Annotated in this window: 32 protein-coding genes; 31 read left to right on the plus strand and 1 reads right to left on the minus strand. The window is 38.2% G+C overall.

Going from position 1 to position 25,750, the window contains the following annotated elements; translation table 11 throughout:
* Positions 1–40: 40 nt before the first annotated feature.
* From MHH95_RS07065 to MHH95_RS07210, 30 genes are all read left to right on the plus strand, one after another.
* Entirely contained in the window at positions 41–538 is a 498-nt protein-coding gene (locus MHH95_RS07065) for a manganese efflux pump (RefSeq protein WP_191700798.1), read from the plus strand.
* A gap of 10 nt (positions 539–548) precedes the next feature.
* Entirely contained in the window at positions 549–1,007 is a 459-nt protein-coding gene (locus MHH95_RS07070) for a low molecular weight protein arginine phosphatase (RefSeq protein WP_445682994.1), read from the plus strand.
* A 1-nt stretch (position 1,008) separates the two neighbouring features.
* Positions 1,009–2,301: a methyl-accepting chemotaxis protein gene (locus MHH95_RS07075; RefSeq protein ID WP_340726930.1), complete on the plus strand. Its 1,293-nt coding sequence runs from the start codon at positions 1,009–1,011 to the stop codon at positions 2,299–2,301.
* Positions 2,302–2,471: 170 nt separating this feature from the next.
* Positions 2,472–2,816: a c-type cytochrome gene (locus MHH95_RS07080; RefSeq protein WP_340726931.1), complete on the plus strand. Its 345-nt coding sequence runs from the start codon at positions 2,472–2,474 to the stop codon at positions 2,814–2,816.
* 216 nt (positions 2,817–3,032) lie between these two features.
* Positions 3,033–3,470, plus strand: coding sequence for a ribose 5-phosphate isomerase B (rpiB, locus tag MHH95_RS07085; protein WP_191700800.1), 438 nt, complete (start codon positions 3,033–3,035; stop codon positions 3,468–3,470).
* A gap of 14 nt (positions 3,471–3,484) precedes the next feature.
* Positions 3,485–4,030 carry a TIGR01440 family protein gene (locus tag MHH95_RS07090; RefSeq protein ID WP_340726932.1) on the plus strand — a complete coding sequence of 182 codons (546 nt, stop codon included), beginning with the start codon at positions 3,485–3,487 and terminating at the stop codon, positions 4,028–4,030.
* Between the two features lie 76 nt (positions 4,031–4,106).
* On the plus strand, positions 4,107–5,351 hold the full coding sequence (gene glyA, locus MHH95_RS07095) for a serine hydroxymethyltransferase (protein WP_340726933.1): 1,245 nt from the start codon (positions 4,107–4,109) through the stop codon (positions 5,349–5,351).
* A 300-nt stretch (positions 5,352–5,651) separates the two neighbouring features.
* Complete coding sequence (gene upp / locus MHH95_RS07100; RefSeq protein WP_191700803.1) at positions 5,652–6,281, plus strand: uracil phosphoribosyltransferase; 630 nt, start codon at positions 5,652–5,654, stop codon at positions 6,279–6,281.
* Positions 6,282–6,401: 120 nt separating this feature from the next.
* Complete coding sequence (gene wecB / locus MHH95_RS07105) at positions 6,402–7,556, plus strand: non-hydrolyzing UDP-N-acetylglucosamine 2-epimerase (RefSeq protein WP_340726934.1); 1,155 nt, start codon at positions 6,402–6,404, stop codon at positions 7,554–7,556.
* Positions 7,557–8,166: 610 nt separating this feature from the next.
* Positions 8,167–8,538 (plus strand): ATP synthase subunit I, encoded by a 372-nt coding sequence (locus tag MHH95_RS07110; RefSeq protein ID WP_191700805.1) that lies wholly within the window; start codon positions 8,167–8,169, stop codon positions 8,536–8,538.
* Positions 8,539–8,568: 30 nt separating this feature from the next.
* Positions 8,569–9,294 (plus strand): F0F1 ATP synthase subunit A, encoded by a 726-nt coding sequence (atpB, locus tag MHH95_RS07115; RefSeq protein ID WP_340726935.1) that lies wholly within the window; start codon positions 8,569–8,571, stop codon positions 9,292–9,294.
* Between the two features lie 77 nt (positions 9,295–9,371).
* A complete protein-coding gene (atpE, locus tag MHH95_RS07120; RefSeq protein ID WP_191700807.1) occupies positions 9,372–9,596 on the plus strand; it encodes a F0F1 ATP synthase subunit C in 225 nt (74 codons plus the stop codon).
* Between the two features lie 170 nt (positions 9,597–9,766).
* Positions 9,767–10,288: a F0F1 ATP synthase subunit B gene (atpF, locus tag MHH95_RS07125; RefSeq protein WP_340726936.1), complete on the plus strand. Its 522-nt coding sequence runs from the start codon at positions 9,767–9,769 to the stop codon at positions 10,286–10,288.
* Complete coding sequence (locus MHH95_RS07130) at positions 10,285–10,821, plus strand: F0F1 ATP synthase subunit delta (protein WP_340726937.1); 537 nt, start codon at positions 10,285–10,287, stop codon at positions 10,819–10,821. Before atpF ends, MHH95_RS07130 begins: the two co-directional genes overlap by 4 nt.
* A gap of 29 nt (positions 10,822–10,850) precedes the next feature.
* Positions 10,851–12,359, plus strand: coding sequence for a F0F1 ATP synthase subunit alpha (gene atpA, locus MHH95_RS07135; RefSeq protein WP_191700810.1), 1,509 nt, complete (start codon positions 10,851–10,853; stop codon positions 12,357–12,359).
* 103 nt (positions 12,360–12,462) lie between these two features.
* Positions 12,463–13,320: an ATP synthase F1 subunit gamma gene (atpG, locus tag MHH95_RS07140; RefSeq protein WP_340726938.1), complete on the plus strand. Its 858-nt coding sequence runs from the start codon at positions 12,463–12,465 to the stop codon at positions 13,318–13,320.
* 48 nt (positions 13,321–13,368) lie between these two features.
* Positions 13,369–14,784: a F0F1 ATP synthase subunit beta gene (gene atpD, locus MHH95_RS07145; RefSeq protein ID WP_191700812.1), complete on the plus strand. Its 1,416-nt coding sequence runs from the start codon at positions 13,369–13,371 to the stop codon at positions 14,782–14,784.
* Positions 14,785–14,807: 23 nt separating this feature from the next.
* Positions 14,808–15,215 carry a F0F1 ATP synthase subunit epsilon gene (locus MHH95_RS07150; protein ID WP_340726939.1) on the plus strand — a complete coding sequence of 136 codons (408 nt, stop codon included), beginning with the start codon at positions 14,808–14,810 and terminating at the stop codon, positions 15,213–15,215.
* Between the two features lie 133 nt (positions 15,216–15,348).
* Entirely contained in the window at positions 15,349–15,591 is a 243-nt protein-coding gene (locus tag MHH95_RS07155) for a DUF1146 family protein (RefSeq protein ID WP_340726940.1), read from the plus strand.
* A 365-nt stretch (positions 15,592–15,956) separates the two neighbouring features.
* Positions 15,957–17,258 (plus strand): UDP-N-acetylglucosamine 1-carboxyvinyltransferase, encoded by a 1,302-nt coding sequence (murA, locus tag MHH95_RS07160; RefSeq protein WP_340726941.1) that lies wholly within the window; start codon positions 15,957–15,959, stop codon positions 17,256–17,258.
* Between the two features lie 232 nt (positions 17,259–17,490).
* The gene (gene spoIID / locus MHH95_RS07165) at positions 17,491–18,399 is read left to right on the plus strand and encodes a stage II sporulation protein D (protein WP_340726942.1); all 909 of its coding nucleotides are present in this window, start codon (positions 17,491–17,493) and stop codon (positions 18,397–18,399) included.
* 49 nt (positions 18,400–18,448) lie between these two features.
* Positions 18,449–19,099, plus strand: a complete 651-nt coding sequence (locus MHH95_RS07170; RefSeq protein ID WP_340726943.1) for a M23 family metallopeptidase — start codon at positions 18,449–18,451, stop codon at positions 19,097–19,099.
* Positions 19,100–19,249: 150 nt separating this feature from the next.
* On the plus strand, positions 19,250–19,516 hold the full coding sequence (locus tag MHH95_RS07175; RefSeq protein ID WP_191700818.1) for a sporulation transcriptional regulator SpoIIID: 267 nt from the start codon (positions 19,250–19,252) through the stop codon (positions 19,514–19,516).
* Between the two features lie 191 nt (positions 19,517–19,707).
* Positions 19,708–20,700 (plus strand): rod shape-determining protein, encoded by a 993-nt coding sequence (locus MHH95_RS07180; RefSeq protein WP_340727316.1) that lies wholly within the window; start codon positions 19,708–19,710, stop codon positions 20,698–20,700.
* A 71-nt stretch (positions 20,701–20,771) separates the two neighbouring features.
* Positions 20,772–21,614 (plus strand): flagellar hook-basal body protein, encoded by an 843-nt coding sequence (locus MHH95_RS07185; protein ID WP_340726944.1) that lies wholly within the window; start codon positions 20,772–20,774, stop codon positions 21,612–21,614.
* Between the two features lie 66 nt (positions 21,615–21,680).
* Positions 21,681–22,520, plus strand: a complete 840-nt coding sequence (locus tag MHH95_RS07190) for a flagellar hook-basal body protein (RefSeq protein WP_340726945.1) — start codon at positions 21,681–21,683, stop codon at positions 22,518–22,520.
* Positions 22,521–22,545: 25 nt separating this feature from the next.
* Positions 22,546–22,836, plus strand: a complete 291-nt coding sequence (locus tag MHH95_RS07195; protein WP_340726946.1) for a DNA-directed RNA polymerase subunit beta — start codon at positions 22,546–22,548, stop codon at positions 22,834–22,836.
* A 175-nt stretch (positions 22,837–23,011) separates the two neighbouring features.
* Complete coding sequence (gene fabZ / locus MHH95_RS07200) at positions 23,012–23,449, plus strand: 3-hydroxyacyl-ACP dehydratase FabZ (RefSeq protein WP_340726947.1); 438 nt, start codon at positions 23,012–23,014, stop codon at positions 23,447–23,449.
* 191 nt (positions 23,450–23,640) lie between these two features.
* Positions 23,641–24,024, plus strand: coding sequence for a hypothetical protein (locus MHH95_RS07205; protein WP_340726948.1), 384 nt, complete (start codon positions 23,641–23,643; stop codon positions 24,022–24,024).
* A gap of 112 nt (positions 24,025–24,136) precedes the next feature.
* Positions 24,137–24,499, plus strand: coding sequence for a hypothetical protein (locus tag MHH95_RS07210; RefSeq protein WP_340726949.1), 363 nt, complete (start codon positions 24,137–24,139; stop codon positions 24,497–24,499).
* 89 nt (positions 24,500–24,588) lie between these two features.
* Here MHH95_RS07210 and MHH95_RS07215 read toward each other — a convergent pair whose 3' ends face one another.
* A complete protein-coding gene (locus tag MHH95_RS07215; RefSeq protein WP_191700828.1) occupies positions 24,589–25,017 on the minus strand; it encodes a YwpF-like family protein in 429 nt (142 codons plus the stop codon).
* Positions 25,018–25,273: 256 nt separating this feature from the next.
* Between MHH95_RS07215 and MHH95_RS07220 the strand changes: the two genes are divergently transcribed.
* Positions 25,274–25,684, plus strand: coding sequence for a single-stranded DNA-binding protein (locus MHH95_RS07220; RefSeq protein ID WP_340726950.1), 411 nt, complete (start codon positions 25,274–25,276; stop codon positions 25,682–25,684).
* The last annotated feature ends 66 nt before the right edge of the window (positions 25,685–25,750 follow it).

Here is a 25,750-nt window from a genome sequence, read left to right on the forward strand (position 1 = left end):
AGCATAAATTACAACAGCGCATAGAGGAAGAGGGGAAAAAATGCAGGAAGTGGTTGCTGGGATATTAATGTCGTTTGATGTCGTTGCACTTTATTTAATTGCTACAAATGTTAAAGCTAAGTGGTTATTAGCGTTATGGACGGCATTATTACATATGATTTTCCCATTAATAGGATACCGTTTTGGGGAATGGATAGCCGTGTATTTAAATAACTGGGCGACAAGCCTTTCTACAATATTACTATTCTTTGTAGGTTTGCAATTACTGCTGTCAAAAAAAGATGAAAGTTTCCCTGCCATATCTTTACCGATTATTGCCATATTTGCGAGTATTGATACCTTTTCAGTTAGCCTATCTTTTGGTATGCTAAATTTAGAAAAATATGTTTTTATTATCAGTGCAGGGTTATCCACATTCTTATTGTCTTATGCAGCTTTAGTAGTAGCGCAAAAAACTACTATTTTGAGAAATAACGCATTAAAGAAAATTGCTGGATTATTACTGATTGTAATGAGTATTATGTTATTAAAATGGTAGATTAGAGGGTGTGAGGAAGATAAATATTTACTTTATTTGTACAGGAAACACATGTAGAAGTCCTATGGCAGAAGCAATTTTAAAAGCTAAAAACTATGAGAATATAAATGTACGTTCTGCGGGTATTTATGCCTACGAGGGGAATGGAATGTCCCGAAATGCCGAAGAAATATTATTGCAAAAGGATATTTTTCAACCCCATCACTCTTCGCAGTTTACAAAGAACGATGCACAGTGGGCAGATTTAATTTTAACAATGACGACGGCACATAAAGAAATGGTCATTAGTCTTGTTGAAGAAGCTGCACATAAAACGTTTACGTTAAAAGAATATGTAGCGATGGAGGGTGGACCGGATATCCAAGATCCATTTGGAGGCAACCTTCAAATATATGAGCAGACATATGACCAACTAAACGAAGCGATTAATAAACTAGAGACCAAATTACAATTGGAGGGAAAAATTTAACATGGATTCACAGAGAAAATCATTTAGTTTACGTCGGAAGCTCGTATTATTTGTCGGGATATTAGCGCTTATTACATATACATGCAGTTTTGTGTTTATCGAATATTTACGTCCGATGTTTTTCGAAAATACTAGTACGAGCATGTTTCAAATTATTACATATGTATTAGGAATCTTTTGGTCTTGTGCTTTGGCAGCTGTGTTTAGTTTAGTAATTGTACGTCCGTTACAGCGATTAGAGAGCAGTGCCAATCAGGTAGCTGAGGGCAAGATTGGGAAAGATGTCGACATGCCGAAAACAAATGATGAAATCCGGACTGTAGCTGAGGCATTTCAGGCGATGGTTGTTAATTTGCGCAAAATGGTTAATGGCATTGAGGGAAATTATAAAACTACAGATGAAACTATTCGAAAGCTTTCAGATGAAAGTATATCTGTAACGAATAATGCTGAGCAAATTACGAGCAATATCAGTCAAATTTCTTTAGGAGCTGAATCTTCCGCAGTTGCGATTCAAGAAACAGTAGAAGCTATTGAAGAAGTACGTACACTGGCATCTGAAGTAAACAACAAAGCGTTGCATACAGCCAGCCGTTCGAAAGATCTTTTGTCCAATTTAACGTCAACTACAGATGCGATTCACGGAGTCGTAAATAGTATTCAAAAAATTGCAGCGGATAATGAAAATTCATTGGTCAATATTCGCGAATTAGAAAAAAATGCAGAGCAAATTGAACGAATTATCGGCTTAGTTGGAGATATTGCAGGTCAAACGAATTTACTTGCATTAAATGCCTCAATTGAAGCAGCACGAGCAGGTGAGCACGGTAAAGGCTTTGCGGTAGTAGCAGAAGAAGTACGTGGTTTAGCCGATGAAAGTGCTAACGCAGTTCAAGGAATTACAAAATTAATTCAGACGATGCAACAAAATGTATCTATTGTAGTAAAACAAATGAACGAACAAGTTTCATTTGCTGCCAACGAGTCTTCACGTGTATCTGAAACGACAACAGCAGTTGAAGGCATGACGAAATCAGTGTATGAAATGGCAGATGATGTTGTTCAAATCTCCCAATTGGTTGAACAGCAAATGAAAAATATTGAGCATACATCACATCAATCACAAGAAGTAGCCGCAATTGCTGAACAAACATCCGCAAGTGCGCAGGAAGTAAGTGCTGCCTCTTTAGAACAAGCTCATGCTATTAAGCAAGTAGAAGCATTGGCGAGTGATTTAAAACAGCAATCTGCTGAGCTATATCGAATGATTCAGCAATTCGACCGCAATCAATAGATTGTCAATACCCTTTATAGAATTGGACGAAATCCAATTCTATAAAGGGTTTCTTATTTGTCATAATTATGACTCTATGTGCATTATAAAAGGGGTTTGTCGTTTCATGTTGAAATGAATAGGGTATGTACGGAATATTACGTATAAAAATTAATCCTGGAGGGATCGTTTTGAAAAAGCTCAAATACTGGTTATTAATGGGTGTAGTAGTAGCTGGTTTAGCTGCATGTGGGGATGCAGAAGAAACAGATACAGACACTACAAATTCAACGCCTACTGAATCAAATGACTCAGCTACGTCAGATGTTTCAGAAGGGGTAAAAGTAGTGAATGCTAGCTGTATCGGCTGTCACGGGGGAGATTTGTCAGGAGCAATGGGACCGGACTTAACTAACATCTCATTATCTAAAGAGGAAATTATCGATGTTTTAGAAAATGGTAAAGGCGCAATGCCTGCAGGAACTGCAGCAGGCGAAGAAGAGGCAGTAGCAGATTATTTATTATCTATACAATAATTGGAAAAGATCACTCTTATAAGGGTGATCTTTTTTATGTAAACTTTTAAAGCGAATTGTCCAAAAAAATAACAATATAATAATATTATAGGTTTAATATTCGTGTTTTGAAGTGATAATACGAAACTTCTGAGGAAAAGACGTGTCATTTTGATGTAATAAATGGTACACTGATGTTGAATATAATTGAGTAAAAAAGAGGTAGGAGGTACCTTCATGAAAATTGCGATTTCATCAGACCACGGTGGAAATAATTTAAGAAAAGAAATTATGTCACTATTGGACGAAATGTCGATAAGTTATGAAGACTTTGGTCCACAAACAAATGATTCTGTAGACTATCCAGACTATGCTCGTCCCGTAGCAGAACGTGTAGCAGCAGGTGAGTTCGACCGCGGAATACTAATTTGCGGGACAGGTATTGGTATTTCGATTGCTGCCAATAAGTTTAAAGGCATCCGCTGTGCACTTGTACATGACGTATTTTCTGCGAAAGCAACACGCTGTCATAATGATTCCAATGTATTGGCGATGGGCGAGCGTGTAATAGGACCAGGATTGGCTAGAGAAATTGTTGAAACTTGGTTGAATACTGAATTCGAAGGTGGCCGTCATATTCGCCGCGTAGAAAAGATTTCAGAAATTGAAGGGTAACAAGGAGTGATCCAATGACGGACTTACACGATTTGCAAAATGATTTAAAACAAGCATTAATTGAATTTGAGCAACAAGTGAAGTTTACTGAAGATCAGCTTTTTGTCGTTGGCTGTTCCACGTCGGAAGTAATGGGCGAAAAGATCGGTACAGCCGGCGCACTCAATGTTGCAGAAGTTTTATATAAAGAATTCTCAAAATTCGCACAAAGAAACAATATCCATTTAGTTTTTCAGGGCTGCGAACATATTAATCGAGCTTTAACGCTTGAGTCAGCTGTGGCTAAAAAGTATCACTTAGAACCAGTTTCAGTCATTCCAGTGCGTACAGCGGGTGGCTCCATGTCCGCCTATGCTTTTTCACAATTGACTGAACCTGTAGTTGTGGAATCGATTCAGGCGCACTATGGCATTGATATCGGTCAAACTTTAATCGGCATGCATTTGAAAGCTGTAGCGGTACCTATTCGAACATCTGTAAAACGTTTAGGTAATGCTGTCATTACATTAGCGACAACACGTCCAAAACTTATCGGTGGAGAACGTGCGCAATATAAGTAACGCTTTAACGTTACATACATCATTTTGAATTGGAAACTCCGATCTATTCGGAACAAAATTTAGGGGGATTTTTATAATGGCATTTGAAAACTTAGCTGGACAAGACAAAGCAATTTTAGACGCAATTCTTTTAGAGAAAAAACGTCAAAACACGAACATTGAGTTAATTGCTTCAGAAAACTTCGTATCGGAAGCTGTAATGGAAGCACAAGGCTCATATCTTACAAATAAGTATGCAGAAGGCTATCCTGGGAAACGTTATTATGGCGGCTGCGAGCATGTAGACGTAGTTGAAAATATTGCGCGCGACCGTGCAAAAGAATTATTCGGAGCTACATATGTTAACGTACAGCCTCACTCAGGTGCACAAGCCAACATGGCAGTATACCATACAATTTTAAAACCAGGTGATACAGTATTAGGGATGAACTTATCTCACGGTGGTCACTTAACGCATGGTTCTCCAGTTAACTTCTCTGGTATTTTATATAATTTCGTAGAGTACGGTGTAACAGAAGATACAAATGTCATCGACTATGAAGATGTAAGACAAAAAGCGTTGGAATCTAAGCCAAAGTTAATCGTTGCCGGTGCTTCAGCTTATCCTCGTGAAATTGACTTCGCAAAATTCCGGGAAATCGCTGATGAAGTAGGCGCATACTTCATGGTAGATATGGCACATATTGCTGGTCTAGTTGCTGCGGGTGAACACCAAAACCCAGTACCATACGCAGATTTCGTAACAACAACAACACACAAAACATTACGTGGTCCTCGTGGTGGTATGATCTTAACAAATGATGCGAAATGGGAAAAAGAATTAAACAAATCAGTATTCCCAGGTATTCAAGGTGGTCCATTAATGCACGTCATCGCTGCAAAAGCAGTATCATTCGGTGAAGCATTACAACCAGAATTTAAACAGTACGCAAAACAAATTAAACTAAATGCAGCAGCATTAGCTAAATCTTTAATGGAAGAAGGCGTTGAAATCGTATCAGGCGGTACAGATAACCACTTACTTCTATTAAATGTAAAATCTTTAGGTTTAACAGGTAAAGTTGCAGAGCATGTATTAGATGAAGTAGCGATTACAACGAACAAAAATACAATTCCATTCGATACAGAATCTCCATTTGTAACTTCTGGAATACGTGTAGGTACAGCTGCAGTAACATCTCGTGGCTTTAAAGAAGAGGATGTTATTGAAGTAGGCAAAATCATGGCATCTGTTCTTAAAAATCATGAAGACACTGCAGTAAAAGAAGAAGCCCGTAAACGTGTAGAAGCTTTAACAGCGAAATATCCATTATATGCTTAATTAAATTTCAGCCTTTCTAACTACACATCTGTAATTAGAAAGGCTTTTATTATATTCTTCTTGCAAATATTAAGAAGGGTATTTTTTTGCATGGAGGGCAAGTTAAGGGTAAAGCTATCTGAAAGAGAAAGCGGACATATACTAGCTATTTTAGTGAAGAATATATCTATTTTAATTATTGTGAAATATAAACTCTACTATACAAAATAAGACGTTTTTCAAAACATTCCTGTGAGAGTTTTCGTTAACTTTATTTTCTGTTATACTAACTTAGATAAACAACAGTTAGGAGATGTCAATGTGAGTAAAGTATACGTATTTGACCACCCATTAATTCAGCATAAGTTAACTTATATTCGAGATAAAGATACTGGGACAAAAGAATTCCGCGAGCTAGTAGATGAAGTCGCAACATTGATGGCTTTTGAAATTACACGTGATTTACCACTTGAAGAAATTGAAGTGGAAACACCTGTTACAAAAGCAAAGGCAAAAGTACTGTCAGGTAAGAAAATTGCGATTGTACCAATTTTACGTGCAGGTATCGGAATGGTAGACGGAGTATTAAAGCTAATTCCTGCTGCAAAAGTAGGGCATATTGGTCTTTACCGTGATCCAGAGACGCTAAAGCCTGTAGAATATTATGCAAAACTTCCAGCTGATGTTGAAGAACGTGACTTTATTATTGTCGACCCAATGTTAGCAACAGGTGGTTCAGCTGTTGAAGCAATCAACTCACTGAAAAAGCGTGGCGCTAAAAGCATTAAGTTTATGTGCTTAATTGCTGCTCCAGAAGGTGTAGAAGAAATTCAAAAATTACACCCGGATGTAGATATTTACATTGCATCTTTAGATGAAAAACTAGACGACCACGGCTATATCGTACCAGGTTTAGGTGATGCCGGGGATCGCTTATTCGGTACAAAATAATGAAAACAACAAACGCCCGTACACAAGTAACGGGCGTTTTATCTTGAATCGGCAGTGTTTGAAACACCTGCTAAAATCAATGCAATAATTAATACTCTAGATTAGACAAGGAGAAGAATGATGACGAAAAAGTTTAAAGTTATGACGATTTTTGGGACGCGTCCAGAAGCAATTAAAATGGCACCACTTGTGTTGGAGTTAGAAAAGCATCCAGAGGAAATTGAATCCATCGTAACTGTGACAGCGCAACACCGTCAAATGCTTGATCAAGTATTGGAAACGTTCGATATTACACCAAATTATGATTTAAATATAATGAAGGATCGCCAAACATTGGTCGATGTAGCGACAAATGCATTACTTGGTCTTGACCGTGTAATGAAAGAGGCAAAGCCGGATATTGTATTAGTTCATGGAGATACTGCGACAACATTTGTGGGGAGTTTAGCTGCTTTTTATAATCAGATTGCAATTGGTCACGTAGAGGCAGGTTTACGTACAGGACAAAAATACTCGCCTTATCCAGAAGAGATGAATCGACAGTTGACGGGTGTAATGGCAGATTTGCATTTTGCTCCTACAGAACAATCTAGAGCAAACCTCCTAAAAGAAAACAAGCTGGATGAATCAATTTTCGTAACAGGTAATACGGCGATCGATGCGCTGAAAACTACTGTTAGTGAAAACTATACCCACCCAGTACTTGAAAAGATAGGGACAGACCGAATGATTTTACTGACGGCACATCGTCGTGAAAACTTAGGTAATCCAATGCGTAATATGTTCCGTGCCATTATGCGTTTATTAAATGAACATACAGATATTCAAGTGGTGTATCCAGTGCATATGAATCCGGCAGTTCGAGAAGTTGCAAATGAAATTTTAGGCGACAACCCGAGAGTTCATTTAATTGAACCATTGGAAGTGTTTGATTTCCATAACTTTGCAGCACGTTCCTATATGATTTTAACTGATTCAGGTGGAGTGCAGGAAGAAGCACCATCGTTAGGAAAGCCAGTGCTCGTATTACGTGATACGACTGAACGTCCGGAAGGTATTGCGGCTGGTACATTAAAGCTTGCTGGTACAGATGAGGAAGTTATTTACTCAATGGCGAAAGAACTATTAACAAATAATAAAGCATACGAAGCGATGGCTCATGCATCGAACCCATATGGTGATGGATTTGCATCTGCTCGTATCGTGGAAGCATTGTTAAAGTTCGCACAAAAGCAACTATTGGAAGATATAATTAAAAATGCAGAAACTAGATAAACTTATCCTAGCGCAATAATTTTGACCTTTAAGAGGGAAAAATAGGAGGTTACACTTATTTCTATTTTGTCAATAGCAAAATTCGCTATTATTGCTAAAAAAATTTTTCTATGATGCTTCATATTAAGTGGGAATGGAAAAAATGCATGAAATAGCGAATTTCAGCTTTAGTGAAAAAAAGCAGAGAATAATTATGAACAAGAATACACAAATTTGTCAACAATTTGACAAGGAATTTAACTGTGTGAAGTTTTTCACCATTACTAATTGACATCAAAAACCCCCTATTGTATGCTTACAAAGGGTAAGAATGATAAGGGTTTCGTTTAGTCTGAAGACGTTGAAACACTTGTTATATCAAGTTTCTACTAGATTGACGGTTGAAACGAAATTCGTCAATTTGCAACGTTGCGTCTGGATTAAGTCCGTGAAGATTAAGAGACATTTAGAAGTATGAAATGAATGTTTACTATGTGATTTGTCTATAGTAAAAATTATTTAGTACTTGTAACGGCCTCTAATTTTGTAGTGCATTCACTACGATTTTAATTCATTTAATGGTCGATGAACACTTTCTTTACTCGAAAAAGTTTCAGGAGATTAATTGCCAATGCTAAATTTGCATCACATTTTTACAATGCAGAAGAAAGCGTTCTTTTTTTTGCTTGTTGTTTGTGCGTTAGGCTGGGGATTTTCGCCATATGATTCTGTATTTGCTGGTATAGCCCTGGGTGCGTTCTTTGGTACGTATAACTTTTGGATATTAGTTCGACGTATGGAAAAATTTGACCGTTCCATTAGTGAAGGGACAAAAGTAGCATCTATCGGTACAGCGCTTCGCTTTGGATCAGGTGTTGCCGCAGTCGCAATCGCAATATCGTTGCCACAATATTTTCATTTAATAAGCACGGTCATTGGGCTGATGATTCCGTACATCTTTTTAGTAGTAGAAAGAATTGTACATCAAACAAAAAGCCACTAAGGTGCATTTGAAAGAGAGGTGAATGCAAAAATGGATCATACAGCTCCAGAGCTCCACTTGGATTTAGGCTTTATGGCGCTTACTTTCAACTTATCTACAGTGTTAACTCTTTTAGTAGCAGCAGCCATCGTATTTTTAATCGCAGTTGTATCTACAAGAAGACTCGCATTAAAACCGACTGGTATGCAAAACTTCATGGAATGGATTATGGATTTCGTGAAAGGTATTATTAAGAGTAACATGGACTGGAAAACAGGCGGTCGCTTCCACATTCTAGGTATTACATTAATCATGTTCATTGCCGTATCCAACTTACTTGGTTTACCAATGGGTGGTATTTTGTACGGATCTGACTTATGGTGGAAATCACCAACAGCCGATCCAGTCGTTACAATGACATTAGCGTCGATGATTCTAGTATTAACACACTATTACGGCGTGAAAATGCAAGGTACAGGTGGTTATGCTAAAACATTCGTCCAACCAATGTCATTTATGTTCCCGTTAAAAATTATCGAGGAGTTCGCAAATACGCTAACTCTTGGTCTACGTCTTTACGGTAACATTTACGCCGGTGAGATTTTACTAACGTTACTAACTGGTTTAGCAGTTTCAAGTGTGTTTGGTTTCTTCGGTGCAATCGTACCAATGATGGCATGGATGGGATTCTCAATTTTCATCGGGTTTATCCAAGCTTTCATTTTCGTTATGTTAACAATGGTTTATATGGCTCACAAAGTGAGTGCAGACCATTAATTATAAATTTCCGCATTCATTGTAGCGCGGCAATTTGAAAAAAAAAAAAAACAACACATCCAAGGAGGATATTATCAATGGTAGGTTCAGTAGGTTTATTAGCAGCAGCAATCGCAATCGGTTTAGCAGCACTAGGTGCAGGTATTGGTAACGGTCTTATCGTTTCAAAAACAGTAGAAGGTATCGCTCGTCAACCAGAAGCACGTGGCGTTCTTCAAACTACAATGTTCATCGGGGTAGCGTTAGTAGAAGCATTACCGATCATCGCAGTAGTAATCGCATTCATCGTAATGAACCAATAGTCTTCATTAAGATTATTTTAAACCCAGTGGCGAAGTAGAATTCTTTTGAAACCCTTCGCCATTAGTTTTGTATAAAAAAGGAGTACCCTTTTTTTACAAATTTTAAAATGAATAAAAAGTAATACAAAATATAGATTTCTATTCAAGCTCTTGAAGGGAGTGAAACAATCGTGTTTTTAGACTATCTTGTACTTGGTGCGGGTAACACTGGCATTAACTTAGGTGATGCTATTGCTACATTAGTGATTTTCTTAGGTTTAATGGCACTTCTTAAAAAGTTCGCTTGGGGTCCTTTAATGGGTATCATGCGCGAGCGTGAAGAGTTGGTTGCAAGCGGAATCGACGCGGCTGAAAAAGCTAAAAAAGAAACACAAGCACTATTAGAAGAACAAAAGAGCCTTCTTAAAGAAGCTCGTACAGAAGCACAATCGATTATTGAAGGTGCTAAAAAGCAAGGCGAAGCAACACGCGAAGAGATCGTTGTCGCTGCACGCGCTGAAGCGAATCGTCTAAAAGAATCTGCTGTTCGTGATATCGAAGCAGAGAAAGAAAAAGCAATCGCTGCTGTACGTGAAGAAGTGGTTTCATTATCAGTACTTGCTGCGTCTAAAGTTCTTGGGAAAGAAATTTCTGAAGCAGACAATAGCGCACTAATTAAAGAAACGATTGCGAAGGCAGGCGAAGCGAAATGAGTCAATCGACTGTAGCAAATCGCTATGCTCAAGCAACATTTGAATTAGCAATTAAACAAAACGTTCTTACTGAAGTAAGTGCAGATTTGCAGGAACTTACAAAAGTAATGGCTCTAAACGAAGAGTTTATAGCATTACTATCTGCTCCTAAAATCTCTACTGACCGTAAGAAAGAACTTATTGCACAAGTTTTAACTGGTGCACAACCAATCGTAATTAACATGATTCAATTCTTAATTGAAAAGAAACGTTTAAACGAATTATCAGCTGTAGCAGAACAGTATCAAACATTAGCAGCAGCTGCTCAAGGCTCTGCAGATGCAAAAGTTTACTCTACGCGCGAGTTAACGGCAGGGGAGAGAGCTGAAATTTCTGCTTCTTTCAGTAAGTTAGTCGGCAAAGAGCAACTTAACATTACAAACATTATCGATGCGTCATTAATTGGTGGCGTACGCGTTCAAATCGGCAACTATATTTTCGACAGCACTGTAGCTTCTAAGCTAGAGGACTTAAAACGAGTATTAGTTGGCTAAATCTTAAGAAATGTGAGAGGTGAACATACATGGGCATCAAAGCTGAAGAAATCAGCAGTCTGATTAAACAGCAGATTGAAGGTTATCAATCGGAATTAAAAGTAAGCGAAGTAGGTACAGTTATCACTGTTGGTGACGGTATCGCTCGTGCTCATGGCCTCGACAACGCCATGGCTGGAGAGCTTTTAGAGTTCTCAAACGGTGTTATGGGTATGGCACAAAACCTAGAAGAAGGTAACGTTGGTATCGTAATTTTAGGAGACTACCTAGGCATCAAAGAAGGCGATGAGGTTCGTCGTACAGGTCGTATTATGGAAGTACCAGTTGGTGAAGCACTAATTGGGCGTGTTGTAAACCCACTTGGTATGCCAGTGGATGGATTAGGTCCAATCAACACAACAAAATCTCGTCCAATCGAAAGTCCAGCTTTCGGTGTAATGGCACGTAAATCAGTACATGAGCCATTACAAACAGGTATTAAAGCGATTGACGCTTTAGTTCCAATCGGTCGTGGTCAACGTGAGTTAATCATCGGTGACCGTCAAGTTGGTAAAACATCTGTAGCAATCGATACAATTTTAAACCAACAAGGCGAAGATATGATTTGTATCTACGTAGCAATCGGACAAAAAGAATCAACTGTACGTAACGTAGTTGAAACTTTCCGTAAGCATGGTGCATTAGATTACACAATCGTTGTAACAGCTTCTGCATCACAACCAGCTCCATTATTATACCTTGCTCCATTTGCAGGTATTTCTATGGCAGAAGAATTCATGTTAGATGGTAAGCACGTATTAATCGTGTATGATGACTTAACTAAACAAGCATCAGCATACCGTGAACTTTCACTTCTTCTACGCCGTCCTCCAGGTCGTGAAGCTTACCCTGGTGACGTATTCTACTTACACAGCCGTCTACTTGAGCGTGCTGCGAAGTTAAACGAAACTTACAAAAATGGTTCGATTACAGCGCTTCCATTCGTAGAAACGCAAGCGGGCGATATCTCTGCATATATCCCAACAAACGTAATCTCTATTACAGATGGTCAAATCTTCTTACAATCTGACTTATTCAACTCAGGTGTACGTCCTGCGATCAACGCTGGTTTATCAGTATCACGTGTAGGTGGTTCTGCACAAATCAAAGCGATGAAAAAAGTAGCAGGTACATTACGTCTTGACTTAGCAGCGTTCCGTGAATTAGAGTCATTCGCTCAGTTCGGATCTAACTTAGACCCAATTACGCTTGGTAAATTAGAGCGTGGTAAACGTACAGTTGAAGTGTTAAAACAAGACTTAAACAAACCACTTAAAGTTGAAAAACAAGTTGCGATCCTTTATGCATTAACTAAAGGTCACTTAGATGATATTCCAGTACAAGATATCGTTCGTTTTGAAAACGAATTCTTAAGCTGGTTAGATACAAACCACACAAATGTTTTAGATCATGTTCGTACAACTAAAGAACTTGCTCCAGATGCAGAGTATGTTGAAGCAATTAACGCATTCAAAAAGACTTTCGCTAAATCTGAGTAAGTAAGAATTGAACGGTTTTTCACGCATGTTTATAAAGCGTGAAAAACTGGACAACTCTTTTTTAATAAGAGCTTGATAAAAATCAAAAGGTGGTGAAATACCAGTGGTAAACTTACGCGAAATTAAAGGTCGTATTAACTCTACAAAGTCTACGAAACAAATTACTAAAGCAATGCAAATGGTTTCTTCTTCAAAGTTGCGCCGTGCAGAGCAAAACGCTAAGGCTTACGTTCCATATATGGAGAAAATTCAAGAGGTAGTAGGCGCAATCGCAGCAGGTACTAAAGATAGTGGACATCCAATGTTAACGTCTCGTCCTGTTAAGAAAACAGCTTACTTAGTTATCGGTTCTGATAGCGGGTTAGCAGGTGCTTACAACTCAAGCATTTTACGTGAGGTTCAAAACACTATTATGAAACGTCACAACTCTACAGATGAGTATGTAATCTTAGCAGTAGGTCGTGTTGTTCGTGATTACTTTGTAAAGCGTGGACACAATGTTATCGCAGATGTTATCGGTCTTCCAGACCAACCATCATTTGCTGATATTAAAGAAATCGCTCGTAATGCTGTTGGTATGTTCATTGACGGTACGTATGATGAACTTTATATGTACTACAATCACTTCGTGTCTGCTATTCAAAACGAAGTGACTGTGAAAAAAGTTCTTCCTTTAACTGATATTGCACCTTCATCAAGCGATGCTGCTTATGAATTTGAGCCATCAGGTGAAGCCATTTTAGAAGTATTACTTCCACAATATGCGGAAAGCTTAATTTATGGCGCTATATTAGATGGAAAAGCGAGTGAACATTCAGCACGTATGACAGCCATGAAAAACGCTACAGACAATGCAAACGATCTTATTGCAGACCTTTCTCTACAATATAACCGTGCACGTCAAGCGGCGATTACACAAGAAATTACAGAAATCGTTGGTGGAGCTGCTGCCTTAGAATAGGCGCATTCACCAACGTCGTATAAGAATACGATAGGAGGGTACAAAGTAATGAACAACGGACACGTTCTTCAAGTAATGGGTCCAGTAGTAGACGTAAAGTTTGCTAATGGTCAATTACCAGATATTTATAACGCATTAACAGTTAAAATTGAACGTCCTAACGAAGCTCCGACTACTCTTGCATTAGAAGTAGCGCTTCACTTAGGTGACGATTCTGTTCGTACAATTGCCATGTCATCTACTGATGGTTTACAACGTGGAGCAGAAGTAACAAACACAGGAGCACCGATCTCAGTACCAGTTGGTGATGCTACATTAGGTCGCGTATTTAACGTACTTGGTGAAGTTATCGATTTAGGTGAAGAAATTCCTGCAGACGTTCGTCGTGATTCAATTCACCGCGAAGCTCCAACATTCGATGAATTATCAACTACTGTAGAAATCCTTGAAACAGGTATCAAAGTAGTAGACTTATTAGCACCATACATCAAAGGTGGTAAAATCGGTCTATTCGGTGGTGCCGGTGTAGGTAAAACAGTATTAATCCAAGAATTAATCAACAACATCGCACAAGAACACGCAGGTATCTCTGTATTCGCAGGTGTAGGTGAGCGTACTCGTGAGGGTAACGACTTATTCTTCGAAATGACAGATTCAGGCGTAATCAAACAAACTGCAATGGTATTCGGTCAAATGAATGAGCCACCTGGAGCACGTATGCGCGTAGCTTTAACTGGTTTAACAATGGCTGAATTCTTCCGTGATGAGCAAGGTGCAGACGTACTTTTATTCATCGACAACATTTTCCGTTTCACACAAGCAGGTTCTGAGGTTTCTGCCCTATTAGGTCGTATGCCTTCAGCGGTAGGTTACCAACCAACACTTGCTACAGAAATGGGTAAATTACAAGAGCGTATCACATCTACTACAAAAGGTTCTGTAACTTCTATCCAAGCGATTTACGTACCAGCCGATGACTATACTGACCCGGCTCCGGCTACAACATTCGCCCACTTAGATGCAACAACTAACCTTGAGCGTAAATTATCTGAGATGGGTATCTATCCAGCTGTAGACCCACTAGCTTCGACTTCTCGTGCATTATCACCGGAAATCGTTGGACCAGAACACTATGCAATCGCAACTGGTGTTCAACGTACAATCCAACGTTACCGTGAGTTACAAGATATCATTGCTATCTTAGGTATGGATGAGTTATCTGATGAAGATAAACAAACTGTAGAACGTGCTCGTCGTATCCAGTTCTTCTTATCTCAAAACTTCCACGTAGCGGAGCAATTCACTGGTCAAAAAGGTTCTTATGTACCTGTTAAAGAAACTGTTCGTTCATTCAAGGAAATCCTTGATGGCAAATGGGATCACTTACCAGAAGATGCTTTCCGTTTAGTTGGTTCAATTGATGAAGTAGTAGCGAAAGCTAAAGAAATGGGCGTACAAGTTTAATTAGCTGACGAGGAGGAAAAAATATGAAGACAGTTACAGTCAATATTGTCACTCCCGACGGCTCAGTATACGATTCAGAGGTTACGATGGTAATCGCTAAAACGACTTCAGGTGAAATCGGTGTCTTAGCTGGCCATATTCCTATGGTTGCTCCACTTGCTATTGGTGCAGTGAAGCTTAAAAAAGCAGATGGCACGACAGAAGTTGCAGCGATTAGCGGTGGTTTCATTGAAGTTCGTCCTGATAAAATTTCGATTTTGGCTCCTTCTGCTGAAGTTGCTGCTTCAATCGATATTGCACGTGCTAGAGAAGCGTTAGCGCGTGCTGAAGGTCGCCTTCAAAAGAAACAAGATGACATCGATTTCAAACGTGCGGAACTAGCTTTAAATCGTGCGATGAATCGTATCAACGTTCATGAGGGTAACATCTAAATTTGATGACGTGCGGGCAGAGGTCTCTCTGCCCGCTTTTTTTGGGTGTAACATATTTACGAGTAACAAAAAATTTGAAAGCGTTTAAAATTGCGCGAAACATATTCCCGTTTTATAAAAGGAGTGGAGAAAAATGGATTTATTTGTTGAAGCTGGTCAACAGGCAATCATTAATGTTTTAGCATACATTATATTTATAGGAATGGCTCTTTATGCATTACAAGGCTTACGTATTGAACAATTATTTAAAAAAGGGAAAACGTTTCAGATCCAGCTCTTCTATATATTTATGAGTATTGCAATCGGCTCGGCTGTAGCAGACTTCTTTTTAAATTTTCTGGATTGGTCGCAAACTATCCCTTATATATTCGGTTAAAAAGGGGTATGACCATTTTATTTCTTGTAGGGAGCAATAATTGTTTGTTTTTCACTCCAAGAAATAAAATTTCCTAGGAAATATAGACGTTTGCGAATATAGAGGTTTTGGGTAGTTAGTAGATGGTGGTACTTATATGTGAAAATTTGTCTATTCACATTAAATAGTTGCGCTGCGTATTATAATTTAATAGCCTTTTCAGAAAAATTAGCTTAAAATAGTAATTTGGGTGCTTGAAATACAGTGCCAATAAATGTAGTATGATTTTTGTGTGTAAAATTGAAGTCAAATGAAGTTTAAAATAATTATAGTTAAATTGAACTTATCCATTTATTATAAGAGAATTGAATTCGGAGGGACGAATTGTGGAGAGAATTATTGTTACTGGGGGTCAGACTCTAAAAGGTACAGTACGCGTTGAAGGTGCAAAAAATGCCGTATTACCAATTTTAGCTGCTTCTCTATTAGCTTCTAAAAATAAAAATATGATTAAAGACGTACCGAACCTAGCAGATGTTAGAACGATTGGTGAAGTATTAAAAAGTTTAAATGCAATTGTAGAGTTTAATGCTGAGAATAATGAAATGATAATAGATGCCTCTATGAAGCTATCAAGTGAAGCACAATTTGAATTTGTTAGTAAAATGCGAGCATCGATTTTAGTGATGGGGTCACTATTGGCACGTAATGGCTATGCACGTGTTGCATTACCTGGCGGATGTGCTATTGGCTCTCGTCCTATTGAACTTCATTTAAAAGGCTTTGAGGCAATGGGTGCTGAAATCTCCTTTGGACATGGTTATGTGGAAGCAAAGGTGAAAGATGAATTAAAAGGCGCAGAAATCTATTTAGACTTCCCAAGTGTAGGAGCTACAGAAAATATTATGACTGCAGCAGCACTTGCAAAAGGTACAACGATTATTGAAAATGCAGCAAAAGAACCTGAGATAGTAGACTTAGCAAACTTTATTAACGCGATGGGTGGTCGTGTTATCGGTGCGGGGACAGATACAATACGCATCGAGGGTGTTAAGGAACTAAAAGGTTGTGAGCATTACATTATTCCAGATCGTATTGAAGCAGGAACATTTATGGTAGCAGCAGCAATTACACGCGGTGATGTACTTATTGAAAATGCAGTACCTGAGCATATGACGGCATTAATCGCAAAAATGCGTGAAATGGGCGTTGAAGTTATTGAGGAAGATGAAGGCGTACGTGTACGTTCAAATGACCCCTTAAAAGCGGTGGATATTAAAACTATGCCCCATCCAGGATTCCCTACCGATATGCAATCACAAATGATGGCCTTAATGTTAACAGCGAACGGAACAAGCATCATTACGGAAACAGTTTTTGAAAACCGTTTCATGCATGTTGAAGAATTCCGTCGAATGAATGCAGACGCAAAGATCGAAGGACGCTCTGTATTTATTGAAGGTGGAAAAAATCTTCAGGGAGCTGAAGTTTCAGCTACAGATTTACGCGCAGCAGCAGCACTTATATTAACTGGGTTAGTGTCGGAAGGTATAACACGAGTAACGAAATTACACCATTTAGACCGAGGTTATGTAGATTTCCACAAAAAATTGGCTTCTCTAGGTGCACATATTGAGCGCATCGATACAGAAGAAGAGATCTTACAGGAAACAATCGTACCCGTTTAAATATAAATAGTTTAAGGCATTTCGAGGACTAGTAAAGTTTTCGGAATGCTTTTTAATTTTCAAGAGATTTTTATAATAATAGAGAGTTTATATAGGAATCAACGCAACTTCCTAGTCAGTAAAATATATGTCCCGAAAAATAGATAATGACAATACAAAGTAGAATGTTCATATCTCACTTTCTCTTAAATAATCCAACTCATATTCCTCCAATCTTCTCATATACTGTCTCATGAAAAAAATTATAATTTATTTTATCATTTGTGTTTTATTATTTTTAATCCCTCTTACTTTTAAGACTAAAAAACCAAGCACAACTTCAACTGATCCAATAACAGAAGCAGCGTCATGTCCATTACTTATTACTGCAAACAATGAAACAATACCAATTGAAGACTATTTAATCGGTGTACTTGCAGGAGAGATGCCGGCAAGCTTCCATTTAGAAGCTTTGAAGGCTCAGGCTATTGCTGCTCGCACTTACGTATTGAAGCAGACAGACTATGGAGCAAAACCAATTCTTACAACGACCGCACACCAAGTATACAATGATCAAAATTTACGTGAACAAAAATGGCAAACTACCTTTGCAGAATATGAACAAAAACTTACAGAAGCAGTTCAGCAAACAGCCAATCAAATCCTCACCTACAATGATGAACTAATTACAGCAATGTTTCATGCTGCGTCCTATCAACAAACAGAATCCGCCAAAAATTATAGTGGCAATTCCATACCTTATTTAAAAACTACCACTTCACCCGAGAAAGTAGATCCTGAAGAAACACACTACACATTTGAGCAACTAAATAAAATGCTTCAACAGAACTTCACAAAATCCGAATTACAAAACGCTAAAATTCAGCTCAATGATTCTAAACGTATAGAGCAGATAAAAATCGGCAAAAAAATCTGGTCAGGACGAGAAATCAGAACACTTTTAAATTTGAAATCCAGCAGTTTTAAATGGTCAGCTACAGCTACTGGTATTACAATTACGACTTTTGGCTACGGGCATGGGGTAGGCATGAGCCAGTATGGTGCCAATGCGATGGCACATAGTGGAACAGCGGCTAAACAAATACTTGCGCACTATTATCCAAATACTACCTTAAAATTGATAAATTATTGTAAAAAATGATGTTTAACTTTTAAAACTCCTGTCTACACTTTCACTTGAGGTGATGAACATGAGAGAAGTTAAACAAAAGCCTTCTCAGAAACCATTTACACAAAAAAAGTGGTTTTGGCCGGTAGCGTACAGTAGTATGGCATTAATGATTGTGGCTGTAATTTTTAGTTTTACCGCTTTATACGAAAGTCAGGAAGAAAAAGAATTATTAACTGAAGTAACTGCACCAGTGGAAGAAACAATTATTCCAACTTCTACAGCTCAGGAAACATTAAAGTATCCATTTAAAGAACAATACTTAAGTGAAGTAACAATTTTACAAGATTTTTATGATGTCACAAAAGATGAAGCAACACGAGAAAATGCATTACTTGTATTTAATCAAGTGTTTACAACATCAACTGGGGTATCAATCGCGATTAATAGCGAGCCTTTTGAAGTAGTAGCTGCAATGAGCGGTGAAGTGACAGAGGTTAAAATGGATTCGTTTACGGGCAATATGATTACCCTAACACATCCAAACGGTATGCAAACGCGCTATAACTCAGTGGCAGATATTCTTGTGAAACAAGGAGATAAAGTTTCTCAAGGTGAGCCAATCGCTACTTCCCAAGAAAATGAATGGAATCCTACAGCAGGAATCCATTTACATTTCGAAGTTGTTGAAGATGGGGTATTAGTGAACCCGAATAAATATTTATCCTTTTGATTTCCTGATAAAATGGATTGATACAGAAATGTTTTTAGCAAGATCTCATCGATTCCTTCATTCTAACTCGAATAAATAAGAGCCAACTCACATAAGGTGAAATATTAAGAAAGCAAGGCTCTTTAGAATTGAGATAGAGAGGGAGAGGACGTGCACGAACATATTCGGCAACGCTGCGTTCGATTGGGTGAACTGTTGGTAGAGACAGGGGTAACCGTGCGTGCACTCGCGAAAATGACGGGATTTTCTAAAAGTACTGTACACAAAGATTTGACAGAGCGCCTAAAACAAGTGAATGAACCACTTGCGCTACAAGTACAACAGGTATTATCCTACAACAAATCAATTCGCCATTTACGCGGTGGTGAAGCAACACGTAAAAAATGGATATCAAAGCAACAAGAAAAAAGCATTTAGGCTGTTTTTATAGCAACTAAATGCTTTTTTAAGTGATTATAACTCCATAATTCTTCCATTAAAATCCATTATAAAGGAAAAACCTTCCCATAATATTGATGTAATTAAGTACTGTATATGATAAAATGACTAAGATACAGAGATAAAGATTCGTATGCATGTTGAAATGGTCGGAAGGAGAATTACAAAACATGTTTTCTAAAGATATTGGGATAGATTTAGGTACTGCCAATGTGCTCATTCACCTAAAAGGTAAAGGGATTGTATTAAATGAGCCATCTGTAGTAGCGATTGATAAAAAGACAAATAAAGTACTGGCAGTCGGTGAAGAGGCACGTCAAATGGTAGGACGTACACCTGGAAACATCGTCGCAATTCGTCCATTAAAGGATGGAGTAATTGCTGATTTTGATGTAACAGAAGCAATGCTGAAGCATTTTATTAATAAATTGGACTTAAAAGGTTTTCTTTCAAAGCCACGCATTTTAATTTGCTGTCCAACTAATATTACATCCGTTGAGCAAAAAGCTATTCGGGAAGCAGCAGAGAAATCGGGCGGCAAAAAGGTATACTTGGAAGAAGAACCTAAAGTTGCAGCAATCGGAGCTGGTATGGATATTTTCCAGCCTAGTGGCAATATGGTCGTTGATATCGGTGGAGGTACAACGGATGTTGCGGTGCTGTCTATGGGGGATATTGTAACAAGCGAATCTATAAAAGTCGCTGGGGATGTATTCGACAATGATATTTTGCAATACATAAAGAAAGAATACAAGCTGTTAATCGGCGAACGCACAGCAGAAAATATTAAAACAACAATCGGCACAGTTTTCCCTGGTGGACGCAAAGACACAATGGAAATTCGCGGTCGAGATATGGTTACTGGTTTACCAAGAGTAATCGAAATCAATTCAGAAGAGATTGAGCAAGCATTGCGTGAATCGATTGGGATGATTGTTCAGGCAGCGAAAGATGTCCTAGAAAAAACGCCACCGGAATTATCGGCAGATATTATCGATCGAGGTGTTATTTTAACAGGCGGTGGTGCTTTATTGCATGGGATTGACCAGCTGTTAATTGAAGAGCTGAAAGTACCTGTATTTGTTGCGGAAAACCCAATGGATTGTGTGGCAATTGGAACTGGAATTATGCTGGACAATATTGATCGTGCGGTAAATAAATAAGTTAAATTACTAATAATTCTTTAAATTTTACCGATAAATTATAAATACAAACATAATTAGAGGTGAAAAGGGTGTTTAAAGGTTTTTATACAGTAGCTACAGGAATGGTTGCACAACAACGTAAAACAGAAATTCTGACAAATAATATGGCCAATGCTAATACACCTGGCTTCAAATCAGACCAAACGACAATCCGATCTTTTCCGGATATGTTGATGTCTGCAGTAAATTCGACAACAATCCCTACAGAAAAAGGCTTTGCATTAAAGAAGCTGAATCCAGTGGGCGCGTTAAATGCTGGTGTATATTTACAAGAAACTATGCCTAATCAAGCGCAAGGCCAAATTTACTCTACAGGCCTAACGACAGATGTGGCATTAATAAATAGTTCGTTACCAATTGACGAGGCTTCAGGCAATTCAGCTCAAATATTTTTCCGTCTGGAAAATGAAGATGGTGTAGAAAGCTATACTCGTAACGGGAACTTTACAATGGACGGACTAGGAAATTTAGTAAATCCTCAAGGACTATTTGTATTGGATTCGAATGGTGAGCGTCTGCAATTTGCAAACGACAATATTCGTATTAGTGCGGATGGTGCAATTTTTGACGAAAATGATGTACAGGTTGGCACATTAGGTGTCGCATTTTCTGAAAATCCAGATGTACTTATGAAACAAGAGAATGGTTTATTTAACACATTGGATGGTGTCGATTTACCTTCAGCTTACGGCCAGGCAAATGTTCAGTTTTCAATGCAACAACAGTATTTAGAAGGTTCAAATGTCGATGCATCAAAAGCAATGACAGATCTTTTAACGGCATATCGCGCATTTGAAGCAAATCAAAAAGTGCTGCAGGCATATGATAAGAGCATGGAGAAAGCCGTAAACGAAATTGGACGCGTTAACTAAATAAGGAAATGGCAAATGATTTTCATTAACCGTCGAAGTTTCGTATAATTAAGGAGGTACTAGAAAATGTTACGTACAATGGTGACTGCGACAAACACATTGTCACAAGTTCAACAGCAACTAGATACAATCAGTTCAAATATTGCAAATAGTAATACGCATGGTTATAAAGCGCAGCAGGCAAATTTTTCTGAAATGCTTTATCAACAGTTTAAAAACGATGAATATGACCGTACTGTAAGGGATACGCCTGTAGGCATCCGTTATGGTGTTGGGGCACAAATTGGTCAAATCCAATCAAACCAGGCACAGGGTTCAATCCAATTAACAGAACGTGATTTGGATTTTGCTTTAACAACGAAAAATCAATACTTTAATGTATTGATGCAAAATGATGCAGGTGAAGTGCGTACTGCATACACACGTAATGGTAGCTTTTACGTATCTCCTACAGAAGCTGGAATTGTGACACTTGTGAACAGTGACGGATACCAAGTAGCAGATGCAAACGGTCAGCCGATTACATTCCCCGATGATGTGACACAATTCACGATGGATTCTGATGGAACTTTAGTTGCGAATTATGCAAATGGTACAACCTTAACATTCCAATTAGGTATTTCATCATTGCAAAAACCACAAGTAATGGAAAAATTACAGGGTGGGACATATATTGGGTTACCGGAAAACTTAGATGAACTTGGATTTACACAAGCACAAGTGCTAACGGATTTACAGGGAGCGAATCGTCAGGTAGGTATTCAAAAAGGTGCTCTTGAAATGTCGAATGTAGATTTATCGCAAGAGATGACCAATCTGATTCAGGCACAGCGCTCATATCAATTTAATACACGTGCAGTAACTATTGCAGACCAAATGCTTGGACTGATTAACGGCATTCGCTAAGCAGTATTTCTAAGGGAGAAAATTTATGACAAAAGAGTTAGATAGACGAGTTGTACAACAAGCGTCTCCAGCAAAAAAGACGAGACGTAGCTTAAAAGAAGTTTCTGAGCCCAATACGGATCAGCCTACTCGCTGGGTCCGACTTCGTCTAATTCCCATTTGGCTGCGTATAATAGTTGTCCTCCTTATCTTTGGCATCGCAACAATTGCAGGGCTAATTGTTGGCTATAGTATTATAGGGGATGGCGCGACATCAGATGTTTTAAAAGGCGATACATGGCAGCATCTTCTCAATATTATAAATGGGAAAGAGTAGGGATTGTCGGGAAAATCATTACCGAACAATCCCTTTGCAACGAAAAAGTATATTGCGGAACAAAAGCAGCAAGGAATTATGCGCTTTTCTTCCATACTTTCGTTGTTTTATTGAGCCATACATATTTAGGAACATTTATATACATAATATTATAGAGTAAATGAGGGGGATTATTTTGTTAAACTCAGAACAAATTCAAAATATATTACCACACCGCTATCCGTTTTTATTAGTAGATCGCATTCTGGAAATAGAAGAAGGAAAGTGTGCGCTAGGTTTAAAAAACGTTTCGATAAATGAAGAATTTTTTAATGGTCATTTTCCGGGCTATCCGGTTATGCCAGGTGTTTTAATTGTCGAGGCATTGGCACAAGTTGGCGGTGTTGCTCTATTAAATGCACCGCAATATAAAGGGAGACTTGTTTTTCTGACAGGTATAGATAGTTGTCGTTTTAAACGCCAAGTTGTACCGGGCGATCAATTAAAGTTAGAAGTTGAATTTATAAAATTGCGTGGGCAAATGGGTAAAGGTCGCGGAACTGCAACAGTTGACGGCGAGCTCGTATGTGAATGTGAAATTTTGTTTGCTATTGGACCAGAACAGCCAAAGTAAGCGATTTGCATTTATAACATAAAGATTATAAAATATAAAGGTTGAAGATATTATTCAACATCTTTTTACAAAAAGTTCCCAAATATCGCAAATAGCGCGATTATTGTAAGTTACCCCTTTTTTATGGAAGTTACAAACACTCATATATAATGAGCGAAGTTCGGCTTTAAACGTAGGAGGTTTTAAAATAGATGTATAAACAACTGTCTTCAGGCGTAAAAATTAGCATTACACGATCAATATCGACGTCGTTTGAAGCGTATTTAGCAAGCATTGGCTGGGACGAAGAAAAGTTTTCAATGGAAGACTACATGGTAAGCTGGCAAAAGTATTTTAAGGAAAGTGCAGCTTGGATTGATAAAATACCAGCCGACATTTTGCTGAGCACAGAATTCCATGAAGAAATTGCAAAGAAAATGGACGAGATCATTGCCAAAATTTTAAATGAAGAGCCAACAGAAAAGCAAAAGAAAGACATTGCTCAATTGCAGAAAAAATTAGGAACAAATTTCAAATTTGACTGCAAAGCAGAAGCCGCTTATGTTGAACAGCTTTTAAAAGATAAATTAAAATAACCACACTTTTTTTGTAGGATAGATCCTTCTTTTCCCGGGCAATCTATGTACGATCACATGAGGACATGATGTGATTGATCAATGATTGTATACGGAGAGGAGGGATTTTTTTATGCGAAAATCATTTTTGTTAGCACTTTCACTTGGTTCAGCGTTATTTTTAGCGGCGTGTAACAACGACGACAACGCTCAAAATGGCAACACACCAGCAGGTGATGTTAAAAATGGTGTCAATGATGTAATGGATGATACACGTGATGTCATTGATGATACGGTTGACACAGTCGATCCGAATGCACGAAACGGGCAAACAAATGAAAGTACAATGGACAACAATACCAATGTACCGAATGGCTCAAGCGGTCCAAATGGTGATAACGGCGTAACTGCACCAGGTGCACCATCCGTTAACCAAGAAGATATCATTGAGGATCAAAAAGACCGAAATGATAAAGACAAGATAGACAACCGTTAATAAAAGGAAACCAGCGTTCATTAGGACGCTGGTTTTTTTGTTCATCTTAACATTTGCACAAAAAAAGCACAGTAACAATTACTGTACTTTCATTTTTTATCTTTTAATGAAGGACGATTACGCATCCCTTGTTCAAATGCTTCAAGTAGTTCATCGTTACGTAAACCGTCCTCAAGCAGCTTTCCTAATAATAGCTCTGCGTACTTTTTACGCTGTGCCTTTAACCGACCTTTTATAAGTACTGAAATTTTATCGTCCAACTTTGTAATGGAATGTACGACAACAGCGAATGGGGCGGGTTCATTGTCAGGAAGAGAAATAATGGCACGTGCATCAATAGCTTCGCCGGATGTGATGTAGTTTTGGAAAAAATCATAGTATGTATCTTCTGTAAAAAGCTCTAAAATCCACATTTGATGGCTGTTTTCCTGGTTAATAATAATCCCATCAATTAAAGGGATCTTTTTAATTTCATTCGAAAGTAATAAATCGAAACCAAGCATTTTAAATGTCTTCAATTATTAAAACCCCCTCAATTGTCTTTTGTAAAAGTATAACATATAAAAAATGCGAAACTGTAAAAATCAGCATACTTAAATTAATGCTTTCAAGCTACTGTTTATTAGCATTTACCTAAAAATCCGTCTGTAACCAAGTAGGCTAAATAAAATTTTTCGAAGCTCATTTCGCTTGAAATTGTCATTTTGCCGTTTTGCCAAAAAAGAATTATGTCGGCTATGATAAAGCTAGTTCCGAAAGAAGGGAGGTCAAAGAATGAATCATGTTGGACTTGTTGGACGAACGACGAAAGATGCTGTACTCAGACAATTATCGGAAGGGCGTGTACAAACAAGTTTCGCAGTCGCCATTAACCGCCCATATAAAAATAGTGAAGGGAAGGTCGATGCGGATTTCGTACAATGTATTGCATGGGGGAAAATAGCCGAAGTAATCACGAAGTATTGTGGAAAGGGTTCGCTCATCGGTATTAAAGGACGTATACAGTCAAGAACCTATACAAATCGTGATAACCAAAAGGTGTATACGATGGAAGTGAATGCTGAGGAAGTCCAATTTTATGCATTAAAAACCCCTGGTGAAGCAGAAATACTTGCATCATCACCCTCTATTTCAGCAGATTTCGTACTACCCGAACATGACAGCAAACTCGTAAAACCACTTTAAATTGTGTACTCTCCTAAAAGTAAAATTCCTATAGCGGAGGTGAACAGCTTTAATCTACTGTTTGAC

The organism is Solibacillus sp. FSL K6-4121, assembly GCF_038002585.1.
In the GTDB taxonomy this organism is placed as follows: Bacteria; Bacillota; Bacilli; order Bacillales_A; family Planococcaceae; genus Solibacillus; species Solibacillus faecavium.